Source organism: Gayadomonas joobiniege G7, from assembly GCF_000300815.1.
GTDB classification, from domain to species: Bacteria; Pseudomonadota; Gammaproteobacteria; order Enterobacterales; family Alteromonadaceae; genus Catenovulum; species Catenovulum joobiniege.
In genome coordinates, this window is record NZ_AMRX01000001.1 from 98,509 (window position 1) to 117,697 (window position 19,189).

General features: G+C 42.4%; 19 protein-coding genes. 5 read left to right on the plus strand and 14 right to left on the minus strand.

What is annotated here, in order from left to right:
- The first annotated feature begins 25 nt into the window (after positions 1-25).
- Genes C727_RS0100510 through yacG form a run of 5 tightly spaced genes read left to right on the plus strand, consistent with a single transcriptional unit; the run spans position 26 to position 3,740 of the window.
- On the plus strand, positions 26-1,267 hold the full coding sequence (locus C727_RS0100510) for a type II secretion system F family protein (protein WP_017443658.1): 1,242 nt from the start codon (positions 26-28) through the stop codon (positions 1,265-1,267).
- Positions 1,267-2,148, plus strand: coding sequence for a prepilin peptidase (locus tag C727_RS0100515; protein WP_017443659.1), 882 nt, complete (start codon positions 1,267-1,269; stop codon positions 2,146-2,148). Before C727_RS0100510 ends, C727_RS0100515 begins: the two co-directional genes overlap by 1 nt.
- Positions 2,145-2,774 (plus strand): dephospho-CoA kinase, encoded by a 630-nt coding sequence (gene coaE, locus C727_RS0100520; protein WP_017443660.1) that lies wholly within the window; start codon positions 2,145-2,147, stop codon positions 2,772-2,774. The genes C727_RS0100515 and coaE overlap by 4 nt, the downstream gene beginning before the upstream one ends.
- Positions 2,775-2,778: 4 nt before the next feature.
- Positions 2,779-3,525, plus strand: coding sequence for a cell division protein ZapD (gene zapD / locus C727_RS0100525; protein ID WP_017443661.1), 747 nt, complete (start codon positions 2,779-2,781; stop codon positions 3,523-3,525).
- Positions 3,519-3,740 (plus strand): DNA gyrase inhibitor YacG, encoded by a 222-nt coding sequence (gene yacG, locus C727_RS17725; RefSeq protein ID WP_017443662.1) that lies wholly within the window; start codon positions 3,519-3,521, stop codon positions 3,738-3,740. Before zapD ends, yacG begins: the two co-directional genes overlap by 7 nt.
- Here the strand turns inward: yacG and ubiA are convergent.
- The 14 genes from ubiA to murJ form a co-directional block, all read right to left on the minus strand.
- Positions 3,737-4,609 carry a 4-hydroxybenzoate octaprenyltransferase gene (ubiA, locus tag C727_RS0100535; RefSeq protein WP_202803551.1) on the minus strand — a complete coding sequence of 291 codons (873 nt, stop codon included), beginning with the start codon at positions 4,607-4,609 and terminating at the stop codon, positions 3,737-3,739. The genes yacG and ubiA overlap by 4 nt on opposite strands.
- Positions 4,596-5,129 (minus strand): chorismate--pyruvate lyase family protein, encoded by a 534-nt coding sequence (locus C727_RS17730; protein ID WP_017443664.1) that lies wholly within the window; start codon positions 5,127-5,129, stop codon positions 4,596-4,598. Before C727_RS17730 ends, ubiA begins: the two co-directional genes overlap by 14 nt.
- Positions 5,130-5,193: 64 nt before the next feature.
- Complete coding sequence (locus C727_RS0100545) at positions 5,194-5,517, minus strand: hypothetical protein (protein ID WP_017443665.1); 324 nt, start codon at positions 5,515-5,517, stop codon at positions 5,194-5,196.
- The gene (locus C727_RS0100550; protein WP_017443666.1) at positions 5,489-5,935 is read right to left on the minus strand and encodes a type IV pilin protein; all 447 of its coding nucleotides are present in this window, start codon (positions 5,933-5,935) and stop codon (positions 5,489-5,491) included. Before C727_RS0100550 ends, C727_RS0100545 begins: the two co-directional genes overlap by 29 nt.
- A gap of 2 nt (positions 5,936-5,937) precedes the next feature.
- Entirely contained in the window at positions 5,938-9,660 is a 3,723-nt protein-coding gene (locus C727_RS0100555) for a pilus assembly protein (protein ID WP_017443667.1), read from the minus strand.
- Position 9,661: 1 nt separating this feature from the next.
- Positions 9,662-10,138 carry a pilus assembly PilX family protein gene (locus C727_RS0100560; RefSeq protein ID WP_017443668.1) on the minus strand — a complete coding sequence of 159 codons (477 nt, stop codon included), beginning with the start codon at positions 10,136-10,138 and terminating at the stop codon, positions 9,662-9,664.
- Complete coding sequence (locus C727_RS0100565) at positions 10,126-11,160, minus strand: PilW family protein (RefSeq protein WP_017443669.1); 1,035 nt, start codon at positions 11,158-11,160, stop codon at positions 10,126-10,128. Before C727_RS0100565 ends, C727_RS0100560 begins: the two co-directional genes overlap by 13 nt.
- A gap of 8 nt (positions 11,161-11,168) precedes the next feature.
- Positions 11,169-11,720 carry a type IV pilus modification protein PilV gene (pilV, locus tag C727_RS0100570; protein ID WP_017443670.1) on the minus strand — a complete coding sequence of 184 codons (552 nt, stop codon included), beginning with the start codon at positions 11,718-11,720 and terminating at the stop codon, positions 11,169-11,171.
- Between the two features lie 119 nt (positions 11,721-11,839).
- Entirely contained in the window at positions 11,840-12,769 is a 930-nt protein-coding gene (gene ispH, locus C727_RS0100575) for a 4-hydroxy-3-methylbut-2-enyl diphosphate reductase (protein WP_017443671.1), read from the minus strand.
- Positions 12,770-12,780: 11 nt separating this feature from the next.
- Positions 12,781-13,221 carry an FKBP-type peptidyl-prolyl cis-trans isomerase gene (fkpB, locus tag C727_RS0100580; protein ID WP_017443672.1) on the minus strand — a complete coding sequence of 147 codons (441 nt, stop codon included), beginning with the start codon at positions 13,219-13,221 and terminating at the stop codon, positions 12,781-12,783.
- Positions 13,211-13,714: a signal peptidase II gene (gene lspA, locus C727_RS0100585; protein WP_017443673.1), complete on the minus strand. Its 504-nt coding sequence runs from the start codon at positions 13,712-13,714 to the stop codon at positions 13,211-13,213. Before lspA ends, fkpB begins: the two co-directional genes overlap by 11 nt.
- Complete coding sequence (gene ileS / locus C727_RS0100590) at positions 13,714-16,539, minus strand: isoleucine--tRNA ligase (protein WP_017443674.1); 2,826 nt, start codon at positions 16,537-16,539, stop codon at positions 13,714-13,716. The genes lspA and ileS overlap by 1 nt, the downstream gene beginning before the upstream one ends.
- Before the next feature lie 21 nt (positions 16,540-16,560).
- Positions 16,561-17,493 (minus strand): bifunctional riboflavin kinase/FAD synthetase, encoded by a 933-nt coding sequence (gene ribF, locus C727_RS0100595; protein ID WP_026052477.1) that lies wholly within the window; start codon positions 17,491-17,493, stop codon positions 16,561-16,563.
- 51 nt (positions 17,494-17,544) lie between these two features.
- Positions 17,545-19,101 carry a murein biosynthesis integral membrane protein MurJ gene (gene murJ / locus C727_RS0100600; protein ID WP_017443676.1) on the minus strand — a complete coding sequence of 519 codons (1,557 nt, stop codon included), beginning with the start codon at positions 19,099-19,101 and terminating at the stop codon, positions 17,545-17,547.
- Between the last annotated feature and the right edge of the window lie 88 nt (positions 19,102-19,189).

A 19,189-nucleotide genomic window follows, 5' to 3' on the forward strand; every position in this document is an offset into this window, starting at 1 on the left:
TAGCAATTATTTAAGGAATCGCAGTATGGCTGTAGCCGCAAAAAATAACAAAGATAAAGTTAAAGCCCAGGATACCTTTACTTGGGTCGGGGTAAACCGACGCGGAAAAATTGTAAATGGAGAGCTATTTGCCGAAACGATTCAGGATGCTAGAACTCAACTTAAAGCCCAAGGGATCAATCCAACCAAGGTAAAAAAGAAACCTAAACCCCTGTTTGGTGGTGCAAAAAAAATAGCGCCAAAAGACATCGCTGTGTTGAGCCGGCAAATAGCCACCATGTTATCGGCCGGTGTGCCTTTAGTTCAGTCTTTTGATCTCATCGGCAAAGGCCATGAAAATGCCAATATGCGAAAGCTTTTAGGCGAAATTAGTTTAAGTATTCAAGCGGGCACACCATTAAACGAAGTTTTGCGGGAGCACCCTAAATACTTTGATGACCTTTATTGCGATTTGGTCAAAGCCGGTGAGCAGTCTGGGGCGCTTGAAGGCATGTACGACCGTATTGCTACCTACAAAGAAAAATCCGAAGCGCTAAAATCAAAAATAAAAAAGGCCATGACCTACCCGATTGCGGTGCTCTCTATTGCCGCAATTGTCACTATTATTTTATTGGTTTTTGTTGTGCCTCAGTTTCAGCAAATATTTGCCAGCTTTAATGCCGAACTCCCTGCGTTTACGCAAATGGTCATTGGCATGTCAAACGTACTGCAAAATAATGGTTTATTAATTTTAATTGCCGTCATTATTGGCGCAGCTCTATTTTTTAGGGCTTACAAAAACTCGCGCAAACTAAGAGACGCATTAGATGGTTATCTGCTTAAAATCCCTGTTTTTGGCATGATCATTAACAAAGCCGCGCTCGCTCGCTTCTCCCGTACCCTAGCCACAACTTTTGCCGCTGGGGTGCCATTAATAGAAGCGCTCGAATCAGCCGCTGGCGCGTCTGGTAATGCCGTTTATCGGAATGCTATTTTGCAAATAAGAGATGAAGTTTCATCCGGTATACCCATGAATATGTCGATGCGGAATACAAAAATATTTCCGGATATGGTGGTGCAGATGGTGCAAATAGGTGAAGAATCCGGTTCTGTTGATGATATGCTCAACAAGGTCGCAAATGTTTATGAGCAGGAAGTTGATGATGCCGTAGACGGTTTATCTGCGCTGATAGAACCAATGATTATGGCCGTTTTAGGTGTCGTCATTGGTGGTTTAATCATTGCCATGTACTTGCCTATCTTCCAACTTGGGAAAATTGTCAGCTAATGAGTATCACAACTTTAATCAACGCGTTTGAGCAGTCGCCGGTATTCTTTTTTGTTTGTGTCTTTATTTTTAGCATTTTAGTTGGCAGTTTTTTAAATGTCGTTATCTACCGGTTGCCCCGCATGTTAGAAAGCAACTGGCGCTCGGAATGTGAAGTGATATTAAACCAGCCTCCGACTAAAACCGAACCTGTGTTTAATTTGGTACAACCGGCGTCAACCTGCCCACATTGCCAGACTAAAATAAAACCTTGGTTTAATGTGCCAATTGTTGGCTGGTTAATACTGCGCGGACGATGTGCTGAGTGTCAGCAACCCATTTCACCTAGATACCCTCTAATTGAACTGGCAGCCGGGCTACTTGCATTAGTCGCTGCTTGGCATTTTGGTGTTAGTCTAGCGACTTTATGGGCGCTCATATTCACCTTTGCTTTGCTCACTTTATTTTTTATCGATTTTGATACCATGTTATTGCCCGACGAAATCACTCTACCATTGCTTTGGTTAGGTTTATTAATTAACTTAAATGGCACCTTCGCAACAATCGAATCCGCTGTCATCGGGGCTACGGTCGGTTATTTAAGCTTATGGAGCATTTTTTGGTTATTTAAACTAGTTACCGGCAAAGAAGGCATGGGTTACGGTGACTTCAAATTATTGGCCGCTTTGGGTGCTTGGATGGGCTGGCAGGCGTTAATTCCGGTTATTTTAATCTCGTCGGTTGTGGGTGCTATTTTAGGTTTTATTTTATTAAAAGTGCAGCAAAAAGATAGCCAACAAGCGATGCCATTTGGGCCTTATCTAGCGGTAGCTGGTTGGATATCATTTTACTGGCGGGAAGCCCTAACCCATTTTTATCTGCATGGCTGGCTACACGGATGAGTTGGGTTTTAGGCTTAACTGGCGGCATAGGGTCAGGAAAATCGACCGTTGCTAAGATATTTTCCGAGCAGTCAATTTATGTGGTGGATGCAGATCAAATTGCACGTGATTTAGTTGCACCTGGTAGTGACTGTCTTAAGCGAATCGAGCAAAAGTTTGGTGCCGAAGTTATCGATCCTGCTACAGGCGGCTTAAATCGGGCGCACTTAAGACAACTGATTTTTGCCGATCATTCAGCTAAAACTTGGCTCAACGATTTGCTGCATCCGCGCATCCGAGAGCATATGCAAATCCAATGTCAGCAAGCCAGCTCCCCTTACGTGGTTTTAATGATACCCTTGTTATTTGAAAACAAGCTAGAGCATCTAACAGACAGAGTGTTAGTAACCGACTGTCTACCCGCAACCCAAATCAAACGGACTATGGCCAGAGACAAGTGCGACAGCCATTTAGTTACTAAGATAATGCAAAGCCAAATCGATCGTGAAGAAAGGTTAAACCGTGCAGATGATATCATCAGCACAGAAATAGATAAAAAAATGATGTACACTCAAGTTATCGAGTTTCATCAAAAATACCTTAAACTTGCAGCTAAAAAGGTATTAAAAGGGTCATTAGAAGACTAAACTTATGGCAGATTTATTATATGAATTTCCATTAAACGAAAAAATCCGCACCTATCTGCGGGTTGAAACTTTAGTAAAACGTGCCGAAGCTCAATTAGCTCACCCGGACGTTTGGGCAAAAATGGATTTTTTAAATGCACTTTTTGCTCTGTTAGACGTGGTTGAGCGAGGGGATCTAAAGTCTGATCTTTTAAAAGACTTAGAAAAGCACGAAAAACAGCTAGTGCTCTGGTCACAACACCCAGGCATAGATAACACGGCCCTGCAAGCAACTCTGACTCAGTTAGTTGATATGAGCAGTCATTTAGCCAATAGCGCTAAATTAGGCCAGTCGCTGCGCGATGACAGGTTTTTATCACCAATTAAACAAAGGTTTGCTATTCCGGGTGGCAATTGTTGTTTTGATCTGCCGAATTTGCACCAATGGCTGCATCAAAACAATGATATTACTAGTCAAGACCAGCAAAAATGGTTAAAAAAGTTAGAACCACTTAAAAACGCTGTGATCTTAAATCTTAAAATGCTACGTGAAAAGTCTAATTTTGAGACAGTGGCTGCGGTGGCAGGCGCTTACCAAAAATCTGTTGATAGCGTGGAACTTCTGAGGTTAAAATTACCGCTAAACTGCATTTATTATCCAACTGTCAGTGGCCACAAAAGCCGCTTTAGCATTCGGTTTATGCAACCAGATGAACAGCAAGGCAAAAGCAGCTGTGAAGATACCTTAAACTTTGAATTAGCCATATGTTAAAAGTCACTTGTCCAACCTGTCAAAAAGAATCTGTTTGGGATACCAGCAATAAATTTCGTCCATTTTGCTGTGAACGCTGTAAATTAATCGATTTAGGCGAATGGGCCAGCGAGCGGAATCGCATCCCAGCCGACGATAAAGACGCGTTTTCGGGTATGAATGAGTTTGATATCGAAGCAAGTTTTCCGGCCGAAGGTGACTTTTTTAAAAATTAAGCCGCTGCCGCTTGGGCGTAATGCAATATAATACCGAACAAAACCAATAAACCCGCATAGTGGTTTTGTAAAAAAGCATTAAAACAAGCGTCTCGGTCACGTTGGCGAACTTGCCACTGCTGATAACAAAATAATGCCAGCGCCAGCCCTAAACAAGAAAAATAAACGGGATAAAAGCCTTGTATTATGCCTACAAAAAAGAGCCCACTAACGGTGATTAAATGCAATATAAAAACAATCAGCTTATCATAGCGGCCAAATAATACGGCAGTCGACTTTATGCCAACTTTTAAATCATCGTCTCTATCTACCATGGCATACAAGGTATCATAAGCCACTGTCCAAACTAGATTGCATGCAAATAAAAGCCACCCGACAAAAGTCACCTGCCCCTGAACAGCGGTAAAGGCCATAGGTATTGCCATGCTAAAAGCCGCGCCTAAAAAGAGCTGAGGTAAATGGGTATAGCGCTTCATAAAAGGATACAAAGAGGCTAAAAATAACGCGATAAAAGATAGAAAAATGGTTTCTATATTTAGCTGCAGGACTAAAATCAATGCAAAAACCAATAACACAAAAAAAAGTATTAATGCCTCTTTTGCTGTAACGACACCTGTAGCTAATGGACGATTTTTAGTTCTTTTTACATGTCCGTCTAATTTACGGTCGGCAAAATCATTAATCACACAACCAGCCGAACGCATAATGAAAACGCCTAGGGTAAAGATAATTAAATGTTTAATTTGCGGAATACCGTCAGAAGCTGTCCATAATGCCCATAAAGTCGGCCACAGCAATAAGTAGCTTCCAATAGGGCGATTCAGTCGAGTTAACTGAATAAAAGCTAAAACTTTATTAGAGTTCATCATGCGTATATAGAGGGCTATCAGTTAAAAACACTTCGCAAACACTTAGGGTTTGCCCGTTTAAAATAAAATTCGATCGCCGAGCATATAATTGTTCCGGCATTTTTTTACTGGTCAGTTGTTGGGCGAGCTCATAAATTGGCTCGTTTTTGTTAATCTGAGCATATTCAATCGGCCCGCGACTTAAATCACCTTGCTTAAATAAAAACTCTCCTAATGGCTGTGACCCAAGTTCAGTGAGAGTTTGGTTGTGCTCAATACAGGCTTTCGGAATTTGTGTATGTGCATAAACTCTTGCTTTTTGATCGGCAATCAGGAGCACTTCCCTGATATAGTACTTTTGCTCATCGTTTTCACCAGACAACCAGCGTTCACCTAATACTTGCACAGAAAAGCTATTGTAAAACGATTTTAAACGAGCCGTAAGTGACCCTTGATCAACCAGCCAGTTTGTGAACTCTGCATTTGCGGTTAGTGTCGTCGACCAATTTGACGGCATGCCATACGGGAAATCAAATGACACCCGATACTCCTGTATTTATCACTGATGCTGCGCATGATAACAGCTAGCGACCACAAATGTTAAATCAGAATGGTGTTTTAGCAAAAATATCGTTGGCTTCTTGCTGACTAAAAGTTTGGCTAAAACGAACACATTCATAGACTGAGGCTATTGGTCTTAACCGGCCGCTTTCACTATCATAATAACCAATGTTTTTGGCTTCTTGGGCCGCTGCTTGATTACTCGAAGCCACTCTAAAACTAACTAACGAAACCACTTTTTCACCCGTATCAGCCAGCACTGAAAAACATTTAAAATCTTCTTTAAATAACTCGGCTGAATATCCTGTTAAGCTCCAGCACAAGCTTAAGCCAGCTAAACTAATACCAACATGTTTGAGTTGTATCATTGCCTTGGGTATCCTCTGCAAATTTTTCACCTAAGTGGTTAATACTTATAACAGCACAAGAAGGGTCATTTTGTTTTTGTGCGCTGCTCGCGGTTGCTTGCAAGAGAAACTCACTCTCTAAATCGGTTGAAGAATCCGTTTTTACATCCAGTGTGTAAGCACCTGTTTCAACTTTACATGGGTCTGCGCCATATCCTAAGTCTTTCATATTTGCCGTATAAGTGAGCTGATCTGCATAATATGACTCTTGTTTATTCACCGCACGGGCTAGATCTCGTAACACGTCAGCACGATAACTTTGCGCATAATATTCAACATAAGCGGGGTACGCAACCGCTGTGATTATACCAATAATGGCTAGTGTGACTAAAATTTCAATCAATGTCATACCTGACACTTTTTTTAACTGGGTCTCCATTTTTATTCCTCCGTCACTTTGCTGTGCAATTTATAGGTTCTTAAGCCAAAACTGACTTCACAGTCGCCTTCAACATTACAACCTTCGCCTGGTTCTCCACTTGAACCACGCGCTTTGATAATGCCACTTGCCCCCTCACCTTGGCCAACACCAACAAATGATAACAAGCTCTCACCGTCTTCATTTTTACCCGCAAAGACGACTGGCGTGTCAGGAATACGGTTTCCTATATCTAAAGTGCGCCAATCGTAAATCTGGGTGCCAAAACTTAAATCTAGTGCGTACAAAGCCCCACCACCCGATTTAGCACTACATGAATTTGTTAAAACTTCACTGCCTGGTGGCGTATATGAGGTGAAATAAGCAACACCACCAATGACTCTTGCAGAAGATAACGACTTTTCTCCGCTATTTTTCAAGTTAACGTACCAACCTTTGCTCGTAGCCAGTTCATTCACCATTAAAGATTCTAAGGTACCGTTTTTAACGGCAGCGGCGACCGGGTCATCCGTCATGTCATATAGATCCGATAGCTTAATATTGCTCCAACTCGGCGCGGTTTTAAAACTTTGTGTGACTATGTTTCTATCTTGGATCACGTAAAGTTGATCATTTATGTTTGTCGCATTGGGTTTAGCCCTATTGCCAGATCCCAGCACTATGCCTTCGTAGGGTATCTCTTTCGACACCACCACTTGGCTATTTTCCTGTCCTTCAATTGAAACGCTTTTTTTCTGTTTGTAAAAAGTTCGAACAATCGCAGGTTCGTTAAAAAAGTGTCTTTGCGCCGCTTCACCAGAGCCTCGTAAACTAGCTAACTTAAAAATACTCCAATTCTCAGGATCGCTCCCGGCTAAATCCATGCGCCACACATTACCGCCTAAATCGGTTGCGTAAATGCGATCAACAAAACCGTCAAAATCAGAGTCTAATACGCCCACTTTCGCCGGCATAGCATCAAGTATATTGGCAAAAGTATTTTTATTTAATCCAGCTTTTGGGGTAAAGCTCCATAAGCGTTTACCTGTATCAGCATTCACTATATAAATACCCCGCCCTAAATCGGTTAACCCTGTATCATCTGTATCACTGACATAACCAGCGGCAAAAATAAGCACAGGCACGCTAGAATCATGGTCTTTCATGTCGATATACACAACTTGTGGTTGCGACCAGCTTTGACCCAAGGTGGGAAACTCCGAAGTGCCCCCATCCAATACCCATTTTAACTTTGGCGAGTCCGGGTTTGTCACATCTAAGGCATAATATTGATCCCCCCCACGCCGCATACCGGTAAATAACCAGACTTTGTCGTCTTGACTTTCTTTAACATGCCCATCTTGATCTTTAACATAAACGATTGGTGAGCCATCCATGCCATAAATTTTGCCAGTCTCTGCGCTGTTTTGCCGTAACGAGAATATATTTTTTAATAACGAATTAGGGCTGAAGGCCCAGCTTTCTTCAACCGTATCCCCTTTGTCGTTGAACATATGCAAAAAACCTTGATTGGTGCCAATAACTACCCGAATATCCTGCTCGTTTGCATTATCACCGCCATAGTTAATCACTGCGGGTTTTGAGTGCAGCGGATCTCCGAAGATGTCTGGTCGTGCATCATTGGTTTTGCCGTCACGATCTTCATCCAGCGTATCGTAGCCAATAGCCCAGTTTAATAAACTTTTTATTTCAGTGGTTGTATTTGAACTTGTATCATCGATTAAATCGATAACATCCGAGGCCGTATCTTCTAATATAGAAACTACTTTGCTCGCCACTTTATCTGGGTCTAACTTAGTTAGCTGTCCAGATAAATCTATATACAGATTGCGCGATGCGACATTTATCAATTGTAAATATTCTGAAACGCCGCCACGGTCAACATCATTACCGTCAGCACATTGATTACCCGAATCACAAATTTTGCTGCCACCCCAATAGGTGTAAGCAGAAGAGCTAATATTGCCGCCTGAATTTATCGCAAGATTACCGTTCGAATCGACTATTTGTCCTTCTTGTACTTTGAGTTTTTTTAGGTTGCCCCCCCAGCGGCTCCCTTCACTCGGATAAAACATCGAAAAATACACATTATCTAAACTTTCTGTACGGTCAAAATTATTCGCCGCGACTGAAGGCGAAGTAAAAGAGGCGCTTTCTTCTAAGATGCTAATAAGTGCTTTTTGCAAAGCACTTGATAATTCATCAGGATCTGTTGCAGGGAAATACTGTCCGCCTGCATTATTGGCCGCTGCAGTTAAAATAGGTACGGCGCTCGATGCACCTGAGCTGAAACCTATGGTGTAAGTCACCACTTTTTGAGTGCCATCTTTTTTATCATTAACATCATGCGTGTACATCCATTCAGTCAACACTGGCAAATAGTTATTGTTTACCCTTAAACTGGTTTTGGCACCAGGTAATGAGCTGATATAGTAATTATCGGCCGAGTCTTGTGTCGGTGCACCATCAGTAATTAAAATAACATAAGCTTCATCTCGACACGCGCCGTCAAACGGTGAAATATAGTTGTCATTTTTTTCGGCCGACCAATCTTTACCTGGCAAGATGTAATTACTACCACTGCCATAAGTGCTTCTATTTTCATTACCATGAAAAACAGATTTAGCCCCATAATATCGATACACCTCGTACATAGTTTCACACAAAGGTGTATTGGTTTGCGCTTTAATATCGTCAATGGTATTCAATAAAGTACGAGTTTCACTTTCTGATCTTGAGGCTACTTTAGAAACAATACGACCACCGTCGTTATAGCTGCTCGTATTATAATTAAATAGCGCTAAGCCAAAATCTACGGTGGATGTTGCGCTGATCACTGTCGTAATTGCATCTTTGGCGATATCTAAACGAGTGCGGTTAGTTGTGTTTGATGAATTTGTATCTGCAGTTTTCCAATTTAAATAATTGGGTGAGTATAACGTCACTGTTGATATATTCGAAAAGGAGGACTTGTACGCTTGATAAATGGCATTTTCTTCAATTTTATTCGTATTGCTAACATAATAGTGGCTAGCATAGTCCCCCAGCTCTCCATCTGAGGAGAGCACTGGGCGATAATTATCAACAGGCAAACCGTACCCAAGCGTCTCGGAGCGACTACCTTGTGACACTTCAATACTGGTTTGATTACGAGCTAAAATATCACCGCGACAATCAACAATACTATTGGTATTTAAACCATTGTTTTGTTTTAAACTTACCCAAGTATTTTTATCATATTCAGCCACTTTATCCACATAAAAACCTTGGCCACCTTCAATTAGCTTTGTATAGTTATTTTTATCGCTATTGCTTAATTCATCACCCAGCTTAGTATTATTATTACTTTTGTGCTTCCACAAACCATATAAAGCCACACGAGCTTGATAACAGGCATTAATTTCCGCATTAAAACGGCGGCTATTTCCAGTGGGTTCAGGTAACTCTTCGACACCTGAAGTCCCGACACTAAACAAGACTTGCTCTTTAGAACCTTTCCCATACTTACCAGAATAATTTTCTAACGGGTCATATGGTTTTTTAACTCGCTCGGTCGATCGCATACTGCCGGAGTTATCAAAAATAATCATCACCTGAGGGGCTTCACCCGCTCTATCATCTAAGCTATGAACATAAAGCTCAATATCTTCAGCATGAACCAGAGTTAAGCTCGTCATTAGGGCAGCTATGCTGGCCAATGCGGATGGAAAATTAATAAACTTCATTTTAATTGACTCCGGGTATTTGACTGGCTACCGATGTAACCACCTGGCTGTTGCCTTGGTCTCGCTTGCCATATTTATGATCAACTTTAACCTCAAAGCGATTACATTGAATATAACTGTCGCTTGCATCACTGCGGTCGAAATGGGGGCAGTTGGTTGGCACCGCATTTAAGGCTTCAGCTTCAGCGGTGACTTTTTGTCCTTCTAGGTTTTTTTTGGCAATATCCTGGTTCATCGTCAGCGGATTAACGCCACCAAACATCGCATCTTTACGCGTAGCACGATAAATAAACTCATCTGAGCCGCCGAGCGCAGCATTAACAGAAGCATTTTTAACAGCAGCAGCAGTCGACATTTTAGTGTCCAGAGCCGAGTTATACATAAGGGTTACAGCCAATGTGGTTAACACTGTCATCAAAACTAACCCCACAGCCAGCGCGGCCCCTTGCTGTTTAGGTTTATGGATTAACTGCGCCATAATTTGGTTCCTGAATTTAAAATACTGACAGTGCTAATAAATAACATACGGCGATAATTGTCATTGGCGGTAAAGCTATAGCTGCCCAAATCATAAACATTATTATTCTGGTAACCCGCATCGGGTGAAAGTGCGCGTACTAATACGTGAATGCGAACCGCTAATATGGCGGCATCTTCGTTTTCCCAAACTTCTCTTGGAATCTTCTCTGCCGATGCAAAATAATTAACAGTGCCATCGTCATCTGTATCAACACCGTATAAAAAACCCAATTGTTCTATGCCTTCAACTAAATTATACGCTTTTAACTTTCCTTCGTTTGGCCCACTGCTCTCATTTTTATATAAATATTTACGTTGCAGCACAGGGATCAAATAATCTCCACGCGTTTCTTCGGCAACATAATAAATGTGATGCAAATATTCACTAATTAGGCCGTCTTCCATATCGGGTGTCGGGTCTGAACCCGCATAAAATACCCCCTGATTTTCGGTAGAAATAAAATAATAGCGAGTTTTTATTTCATCGCCGCTATCGACTTCCTCACCTTTAACTCGTTTTATCTGCAAGGTATCGCTGCCAATTTTAGCGTTATTAATACAGCCGCCGTATAATTCAGTTTGATTGGCGTGGTTACCCCACAAATTGCGAAAATAAAAATCACTATCTTCAATAAAAAATGTGCCATTATTCATGCCACCACCCACACAATCAGCTGGCACAGCCACTTTTTTTCCGCCGGTTTCATTTAGCCGAACAGCTTGCACATCAGCACCAGCCGCTTCATGAATCGCCATACCGGTAAAATTGCCCCAGTATCCAGCCATTTTGATATCCCGACTGATTAAAGACATAGCAATTCGGCCATTTTCTTGTAACTCACCCTGCTGCAGGGTTTCATCAACGGTTTCGTCTGACGCAATTAACAAGCCGATAATACCGGTAAAAATAATAGCACCAACAGCCAGCGAGACTAAAAGCTCAACTAAAGAAAAACCTGTCTGCTTCAACGATAGTTTCATAATACTTCTCAATGTACGTGAGCTTGTATTTTTACTTGGCGACGTTTATTGCTTTCATCACCACAAGCTTTTTCAAAGTTGCTTTGATCTGCAGCGGCATCTTTACTGCCTTCCCGGCTTAACCAGCTTACGACCACAGTGACATAACCAGCGTCATTTTTTATACAACCCGTCGGTTTAATCAATCCACCGACTTGACGTTTACCATTAATGACAGATTTACCAGACAGTAATAAATGCCATTGAAATTGGTCATATAAAGCGAGTTGGTCGGGTGAACACATATTTGTGGGTGAGCAGTCAACTTCAGTTTCAATAGAAAAAGTAGATGAGCCATAGTCAGTGGCTTGGTATGCATCGAGTTGGGTTGGGTTTAAACGCATGCGTTCAATAATATCATTGGCAAAGTAGGTCGCTTTAGAGCGTTGGCTAGCATCCAAGCCGCTACGTTTAGCCGTTGCTTGGGTGGCAACAGCTCCCACTATACCAATGGCCATAACGGCCATGGCAATAATGAGTTCAACGAGCGAAAAACCTTTGTGACAGGAAACGGCTTTCATTGTACCGCAACCCTAAACGAGTTTACCGTAAAACAAGTTTTCATAGAGTACCACCTAATCTCACTATGCATTGAATAAATTTCATACGCATACTATAGATCAAAATGGCAGAAAAACTATTACCTTAATTCAACTGGTAGCGAAAATACGACGTTTTCCTCAATTCCGGGACGCTCTTCAACAACTCCGTCACATAAGTCTTCTAGTTTTGCTACAACTTGTTTGACTAGGACTTCAGGTGCAGAAGCACCTGCGGTCACCCCAACTGAGGCAACCCCTTGCAACCAGCTTGCGTCTATGTCGTCGGCGGTATCAATTAAATAAGCTTTACTACCCACTTTTTCAGCTAATTCGCGTAAACGATTTGAATTAGAACTGTTTTTCGCACCTACGACTAATACAACAGGATTGCTAGCGGCGAGTTCACGCACAGCATCTTGTCGGTTTTGTGTCGCGTAACAAATGTCGTCTTTACGTGGGCCATTAATATTCGGAAAACGGGCCCGTAAAGCATCAATAACATCTGCGGTATCATCAACCGATAAGGTCGTTTGAGAGCAATAATACAAATTATCCGGATCTTTAACCGTTAAACCCGCAACATCAGCAGCTGATTCAACAAGGTAAATTCCCCCTTCTGGATTATTGTATTGTCCCATAGTCCCTTCAACTTCAGGATGACCATCGTGACCAATTAAAATGCACTCTACCCCTTTACGACTCGCTCTGGTGACTTCCATATGCACTTTGGTCACCAACGGGCAAGTGGCATCAAACACCTTTAGGCCGCGTGATTTAGCTTCTCCACGAACCGCTTGAGACACCCCGTGGGCACTGAAAATAACAATGCTATCATCTGGCACTTCACTGAGTTCATCAACAAATACGGCTCCGCGGCCTTTTAAACCGTCCACTACATATTTGTTATGTACAACTTCGTGGCGAACATAAATAGGTTTTTCGAATATTTCTAATGCTCGCTCTACTATGCTAATAGCACGGTCAACCCCAGCACAAAAGCCTCTTGGATTTGCTAATTTAATTTGCATAAGTCACCTAGTTAATTTTCTACGGCAATGATTTCAACATCAAAGGTCACTGTTTGACCACATAAAGGATGATTAAAATCAACCGTTACAGAGTCGCCACTCACTTCACGAATAATCCCGGGAAGCTCGCTACCATCAGGTTGTGCAAAAGCAATAATACTGCCCACTTCTGCCGGTGCATCAGCGGCAAAACGATTGCGCTCTAAATAATAAATATTGTCTGGGTTGGGCTGCCCAAAAGCCTGCTCTGGCGGCAAAGTGAATTTTTCACTATCACCTGCTTTTAACCCTAATAAACAAGCTTCGAAAGTATCTGTCATAGAACCGTCACCAATATTAAATTGGGCTGGTTTACCATGCACCTTAGTGCTATCAGCCGCGCTACCATCGGCTAAGATAATCGAAAAGTGCAGAGTTACCTTACTGCCATGGGTAATTAAATCATGACTCATCTTTTGTATCTTCTTGTTTATTGATAAAAGCGTCTAATAATACCAAACCTGCTCCAATCACAATCGCCATATCAGCCACGTTAAAAGCTGGCCAGCGCCCATAAAGTGGAATAGTGAAATCTAAAAAGTCAACCACGTAACCATAAGCAACACGGTCAACCAGATTACCAGCCGCACCACCTAGAATACAGTTAAAACCAATGACTAAAGCTGTCTGTGATTTGTCTGTGCGCTTTAACCAAATGCTAATCAGTACAACAGCAAAAATGGCAATGGCGGTAAAAAACCAGCGTTGCCAGCCGCCACTATCTGCTAAAAAGCTAAATGCTGCGCCATAGTTATGAACATACGTTAAATTAAAAAAGTCGGTAACGGCAATACTTTCACCTAAATAAAAGTTATCGACTACAATAATTTTGCTAACCTGATCGACTATCAGCAATGCAATGGCTAACCATAAATAGGCCAGCCCGGTGTTTTTAAAAGCATTCATTAAGCGTATTGACGGCTTTCACCGTCCCCTTCGATATTAACGATACAACGAGAGCACAAGCTCTTGTGGCTTTCATTAGCACCAACATCATCGCGATAATGCCAGCAACGCTCACACTTTCCGCCAGCACTTGCGGCAATAGCAATTTTAAGCCCCGACAACTCACAATCTTGAGCTTGCTCATTGGCTTCGCTTAATGGTTTAACACTAGCGCCTGAGGTGATTAATACAAACCTTAACTCATCATCTAATTTAGTTAATAAATCAAATAGCTGTTGCTCAGCGTACAAGGTCACTTCAGCTTGCAACGATGCCCCTAAAACATTTTCTTTTCGAGCGCTTTCGATTAATCGGTTTACTTGATCTTTTACCTGCATCAGCTGTGACCAATCATGGTTTGATAAACGGTTATCACCATCAAAATCGGCTAATTCTGTGTACCACTCCTGGGTAAATACAAATTCATCTCGCTCGCCTGGCAATTGTTGCCAGATCTCTTGAGCGGTAAAGCTTAATATGGGCGCCATCCAGCGAGTCAGTGCTTCAGCAATTAAATACATGGCAGTTTGACAAGAGCGACGGGCATGTCCATCCTCTTTGGCTGTGTACTGCCTATCTTTAATGATATCCAGATAAAAACTACCCATTTCGATCGAACAAAAATGCATGAGTTTTTGCACTACTTGCAGACACTGATACTCATCGTAAGCCGTTATAATATCGTTTTGCACCTGATAAGCCTGTGCTACAGCCCAGCGATCCAGTTCAACCATATCTGCTAAGGCAACCGCATCTTTAGCTGGGTCAAAACCATTTAGGTTGGATAACAAAAAGCGAGCTGTGTTGCGGATCCGGCGATAAGCATCTGCCGAACGTTTGATGATTTCGTCTGAGACTGTAATCTCGCCAGTGTAGTTGGCCGATGCAATCCATAAACGTAAAATATCAGCACCAAATTTACCAATCACTTGCTGAGGACTAATGGTATTACCTAAAGATTTAGACATTTTACGGCCATCTTTATCAACCGTAAAACCATGGGTTAACACTTGTTTATATGGTGCTTCGTCCTTAATGCTAATACCTGTCATCAACGAAGACATAAACCAACCTCTATGTTGGTCTGAACCCTCTAAATAAATGTCTGCTTGTTTTTTGGTAAACGTATCTCTGGCATCCAGCACACACGCGTGTGTTACCCCCGAGTCAAACCAGACATCGAGTGTATCAGCCACTTTTTCATATTGCTCAGCATCTGTTGTTAACAGATCCTCGACTGTCATATCGAACCAAGCTTGAATACCTTTTTCTTCTACCGCTAAGGCTACTTTTTCAATAATCTCAGCCGTATCAGGATGCAACTCACCCGTCTGTTTATTAATCAATAATGCAATCGGCACCCCCCAAGTACGCTGGCGCGAGATACACCAGTCAGGGCGGCCTTCTACCATATTACTAATGCGTCCTTCACCCCACGCGGGGATCCACTGAGTTTCTTTAATCGCCGTTAATGAGCGTTCGCGTAAACCACCTTTATCCATAGAGATAAACCATTGTGGTGTTGCTCGGAAGATGATCGGCGTCTTATGGCGCCAGCAATGCGGATAACTATGTTCATACGCATGATGATGTAATAAAGCGCCTTTTTCGTGCAGTAAGTCAACAATAACTTGGTTTGCTTTGCTAACGTGTTGGCCTGCAAATAACGGGGTTCCTTCTAAATAAACACCATTAGCACCGACAGGGTTAGCTACTTCCAACTGATATTTTTGACCGACGATAAAGTCGTCTTGACCATGACCAGGCGCTGTGTGCACACAACCAGTGCCTGATTCTGTCGTTACGTGTAAACCTAAAATGACTGGCACAGTAAAGTCGTAAAACGGATGCTGAGCCTGACTAAGTTCTAATTCGGCACCTTTGCAAAAACCCAATGCGTGATATTTATCAATGCCGAACCTGTCCATCGCGGCAGTCACTAAGTCGGTTGCTAAAATCAAGCGCTCTGGTTGCTCGCCTTCAACTTGAATCAAGCTATATTCAAGTTCAGGGTGCACAGCAACGGCTCTGTTTGCTGGCAATGTCCAAGGTGTGGTTGTCCAGATAACCACTGAAATAGGGCCACGGCCACTATGCCCGTCAGGATGGTCAAACTTATCTGCAACGGACTCATCGGTTAACGTAAAACGCACATCAATCGCTGGGGATTGTTTGTCTTTATACTCAACTTCGGCTTCGGCTAAAGCTGAACCACAATCTGTGCACCAATGAACTGGTTTAAAGCCTTTTTCTAGATGGCCGTTATCGGCAATTTTGCCCAGAGAGCGGATAATATTTGCTTCAAACTTATAATCCATCGTTAGGTAAGGATTATCCCACTCACCAAGCACACCTAAACGGATAAAATCTTCTTTTTGGCCAGCGACTTGTTTGCCTGCATATTCACGACATTTTTCACGAAAAGCCGCTGCGCTGACTTTATGCCCAGGTTTACCAACTTTTTTCTCAACCTGTAACTCGATTGGCAAACCGTGGCAATCCCAACCTGGAACATAAGGTGCATCATAACCAGATAGGGTTTTAGATTTAACAATGATATCTTTTAGAACTTTATTAACAGCATGGCCTAGATGGATATTACCATTGGCATACGGAGGGCCATCGTGCAAAATGAACTGCTCACAGCCCTGACGCGCTTGACGAATTGCCTGATATAAACCTTTTTGCTGCCACTCATTGAGCATCTTAGGCTCGCGCTTGGCTAAATCCCCTCGCATCGGGAATGCGGTTTCAGGTAAATTTAGCGTTTGTTTATAATTACTCATCTTATGCCATTATCCTGCTTTTTAAGAACTTGTCTGACAGCCAAAAAATGCTTTTGCCTGCTCACTATCTATTTGTATTTGTTGTTGTAAAAGTGCAAAAGAATCAAACTTTTGCTCACTGCGTAACTTTTTACAAAAAAACACTTCAATCTGTTGTCCATATAAATTATCTGAAAAGTCAAACAAATGGACTTCTAATTGCTCACCTTGGCCAGCCACCGTCGGTCGGTGACCAATATTAGCAACACCGTAATAGATGCACCCAGCGACTTTGACTGTCACCGCAAAAACACCAGTTAACGGTGATTTTTTTCGCCCGAGCAATAAGTTTGCCGTTGGAAAACCAATTTGGCGTCCTTTTTTTTGCCCGTGTACAACACGCCCTTGCATCGAATAATCTCGCCCAAGCAATATACTTGCTTTGTTAAACTCACCTTGTTTTAACGCTTGGCGGATTGCTGTACTACTCACCCTACCACCTTGCAAGCTGTGAGTGTGCGTATCTTCTAAAGTAAAATTATTTTTTTCTGCGGCGGCCTGCAGCAAGGCAAAGTTGCCAGCTCTTTGTTTACCAAATCTAAAATCATCACCAACAACTAAATGGCGAACACCCAGTTTGCCCACTAAAATATCTTGCACAAAAGCTTCTGCGGTCATTTGCGCAAACTCAGCATTAAAACGGATCACCAATAAACGATCGACATGCTGTTTAAGCAATTGGTATTTATCACGCCAACGAGTCAATCTTGCGGGTGCTTTAACCGGTGCAAAAAATTCAGCAGGCTGAGGTTCAAAGACCACCACAGTAGATGGCAGCTGTAAGGCTTCGGCTTTCTGTTTAACTTGACGTAAAACACTCAAATGCCCTAGGTGCACCCCATCAAAGTTGCCTATGGTCACCACACAACCTTTGTGGGTGTCTGAAATATTGTAAATTCCCCGAATTAACTCCATGCTGACCTGTTTTTTAGTAAAATCCGCGCGATTATAACTTAGCTGACCCAACTATGCAGCCTTCAAGTGACGAACTCGTAAGCCAAATAGGGCGACAGCGAGCAAATACACTAAACCACCGGCACCGATTAGCGCAATTAAATACCCAATTCGCTGACTAAGGTCCATTTGCAACCATTCATTGGTGTTGGGTTGAATAAAATATAAAAACAACAGCATAACACAACTGGCAAAGATACAGCGTAGCAAAGTCGCAATGGATTCACGGCTAATAGAATAAACCGCCTCTCGCTTAAGATAACAATATAATAAACCCGCGTTAAAAGCCGCTGAAAGGCTTGTCGCTAAAGCAAGCCCAACATGCGCCAGTGGGAAAATGAGTATGATATTAAACACCATATTCAATAGCATAGCTTTAATGCCGATAGAAACGGGTGTTGCCGTATCTTGCCGCGAAAAAAAGGCGCCAGCCAATACTTTAATCAACATAAAAAATAACAAACCCAGGGCATAGGCAACCAAACTTAATTCACTTTGCGCCGCATCATTCGCATCAAATTCGCCGCGCATAAATAACACCATTATCATAGGCTGAGCCAGCACAATAAGCCCCAGCGACGAAGGTAAACCCAGAAAACACACCATTTTTATGCCCCAATCCAGGGTCCTTTTAAAAGACTCAGGATCAGTTTGCACATGGTCACGTGATAATGCCGGTAAGATCACAGTCGCAATGGCAACGCCAAACAGACCCAGTGGAAACTCTAACAAACGGTCTGAATAATATAACCAACTAATAGAGCCTGATTGTAAAAAACTGGCCAGCACAGTATCAAATAATAAATTAATTTGACTGACCGAAACACCAAACAATGCAGGGATCATTAGTTTTCGAATACGGCTTACCCCGGGGTCATGCCAGCCCCAACGCGGCCTAGAAAGGACACCAGCTTTAATCATAAAAGGGATCTGAAACATAAATTGCAGCATGCCACCAAAAAACACCCCCCAGGCTAACGCAAATGCAGGTTCATGGAAAAAATCGGCAAAAAACACCGCGGCTGTGATCATGCTGATATTTAAAAGTACTGGGGTAAACGCAGCGGCACCAAATTGGCCCCAAGTATTTAGTACCGCCCCAGCGAGCGCTGTGAGCGCAATAAAAGCCAAATACGGAAAAGTGATTTTTAACATCAGGCTGGCCAGCTCATATTTAGCGCCGTCAGCACCGCCCTGCAGCCAATCTAAAAACCAACCTGTGCCGAATAAAGCCACCACAACCGGTGAACCAATCACCCCCAAAATAGTGGTGAGCATGACTATTGTGCCTAAGGTACCAGATACCCGAGCGATCAATAACCTGGTTTCGGCAAGGCCTTTTTGCTCTTTATATTCGGTTAATACGGGTACAAACGCCTGCGCAAAAGCACCTTCGGCAAACAAGCGGCGCAAAAAGTTAGGAATTTTATTTGTTAAAATGAACACATCCGCTGCCGCACCTGCACCGAGCAAATTAGCAATCACAATATCTCTAACTAGCCCTAATATGCGTGATACCATAGTCATAGCGCTAAAAATAATCCCAGACCTTAATAAGTTTTTAGCCAATGAACTGCCTCCGTAATAAATTTGCACGCAGTATAAGGGCACTCTTGTGTGAATTCACGGGCATTTTTCGTTAAAGTGTATTTTTTAT

Coding starts and splice junctions, on each gene's coding strand:
- C727_RS0100510 (WP_017443658.1), top strand. CDS start 26: ATGGCTGTAGCCGCAAAAAATAACAAAGATAAAGTTAAAGCCCAGGAT.
- C727_RS0100515 (WP_017443659.1), top strand. CDS start 1,267: ATGAGTATCACAACTTTAATCAACGCGTTTGAGCAGTCGCCGGTATTC.
- coaE (WP_017443660.1), top strand. CDS start 2,145: ATGAGTTGGGTTTTAGGCTTAACTGGCGGCATAGGGTCAGGAAAATCG.
- zapD (WP_017443661.1), top strand. CDS start 2,779: ATGGCAGATTTATTATATGAATTTCCATTAAACGAAAAAATCCGCACC.
- yacG (WP_017443662.1), top strand. CDS start 3,519: ATGTTAAAAGTCACTTGTCCAACCTGTCAAAAAGAATCTGTTTGGGAT.
- ubiA (WP_202803551.1), bottom strand. CDS start 4,609: ATGATGAACTCTAATAAAGTTTTAGCTTTTATTCAGTTAACTCGACTG.
- C727_RS0100545 (WP_017443665.1), bottom strand. CDS start 5,517: ATGATACAACTCAAACATGTTGGTATTAGTTTAGCTGGCTTAAGCTTG.
- C727_RS0100550 (WP_017443666.1), bottom strand. CDS start 5,935: ATGGAGACCCAGTTAAAAAAAGTGTCAGGTATGACATTGATTGAAATT.
- C727_RS0100555 (WP_017443667.1), bottom strand. CDS start 9,660: ATGAAGTTTATTAATTTTCCATCCGCATTGGCCAGCATAGCTGCCCTA.
- C727_RS0100560 (WP_017443668.1), bottom strand. CDS start 10,138: ATGGCGCAGTTAATCCATAAACCTAAACAGCAAGGGGCCGCGCTGGCT.
- C727_RS0100565 (WP_017443669.1), bottom strand. CDS start 11,160: ATGAAACTATCGTTGAAGCAGACAGGTTTTTCTTTAGTTGAGCTTTTA.
- pilV (WP_017443670.1), bottom strand. CDS start 11,720: ATGAAAGCCGTTTCCTGTCACAAAGGTTTTTCGCTCGTTGAACTCATT.
- ispH (WP_017443671.1), bottom strand. CDS start 12,769: ATGCAAATTAAATTAGCAAATCCAAGAGGCTTTTGTGCTGGGGTTGAC.
- fkpB (WP_017443672.1), bottom strand. CDS start 13,221: ATGAGTCATGATTTAATTACCCATGGCAGTAAGGTAACTCTGCACTTT.
- lspA (WP_017443673.1), bottom strand. CDS start 13,714: ATGAATGCTTTTAAAAACACCGGGCTGGCCTATTTATGGTTAGCCATT.
- ileS (WP_017443674.1), bottom strand. CDS start 16,539: ATGAGTAATTATAAACAAACGCTAAATTTACCTGAAACCGCATTCCCG.
- ribF (WP_026052477.1), bottom strand. CDS start 17,493: ATGGAGTTAATTCGGGGAATTTACAATATTTCAGACACCCACAAAGGT.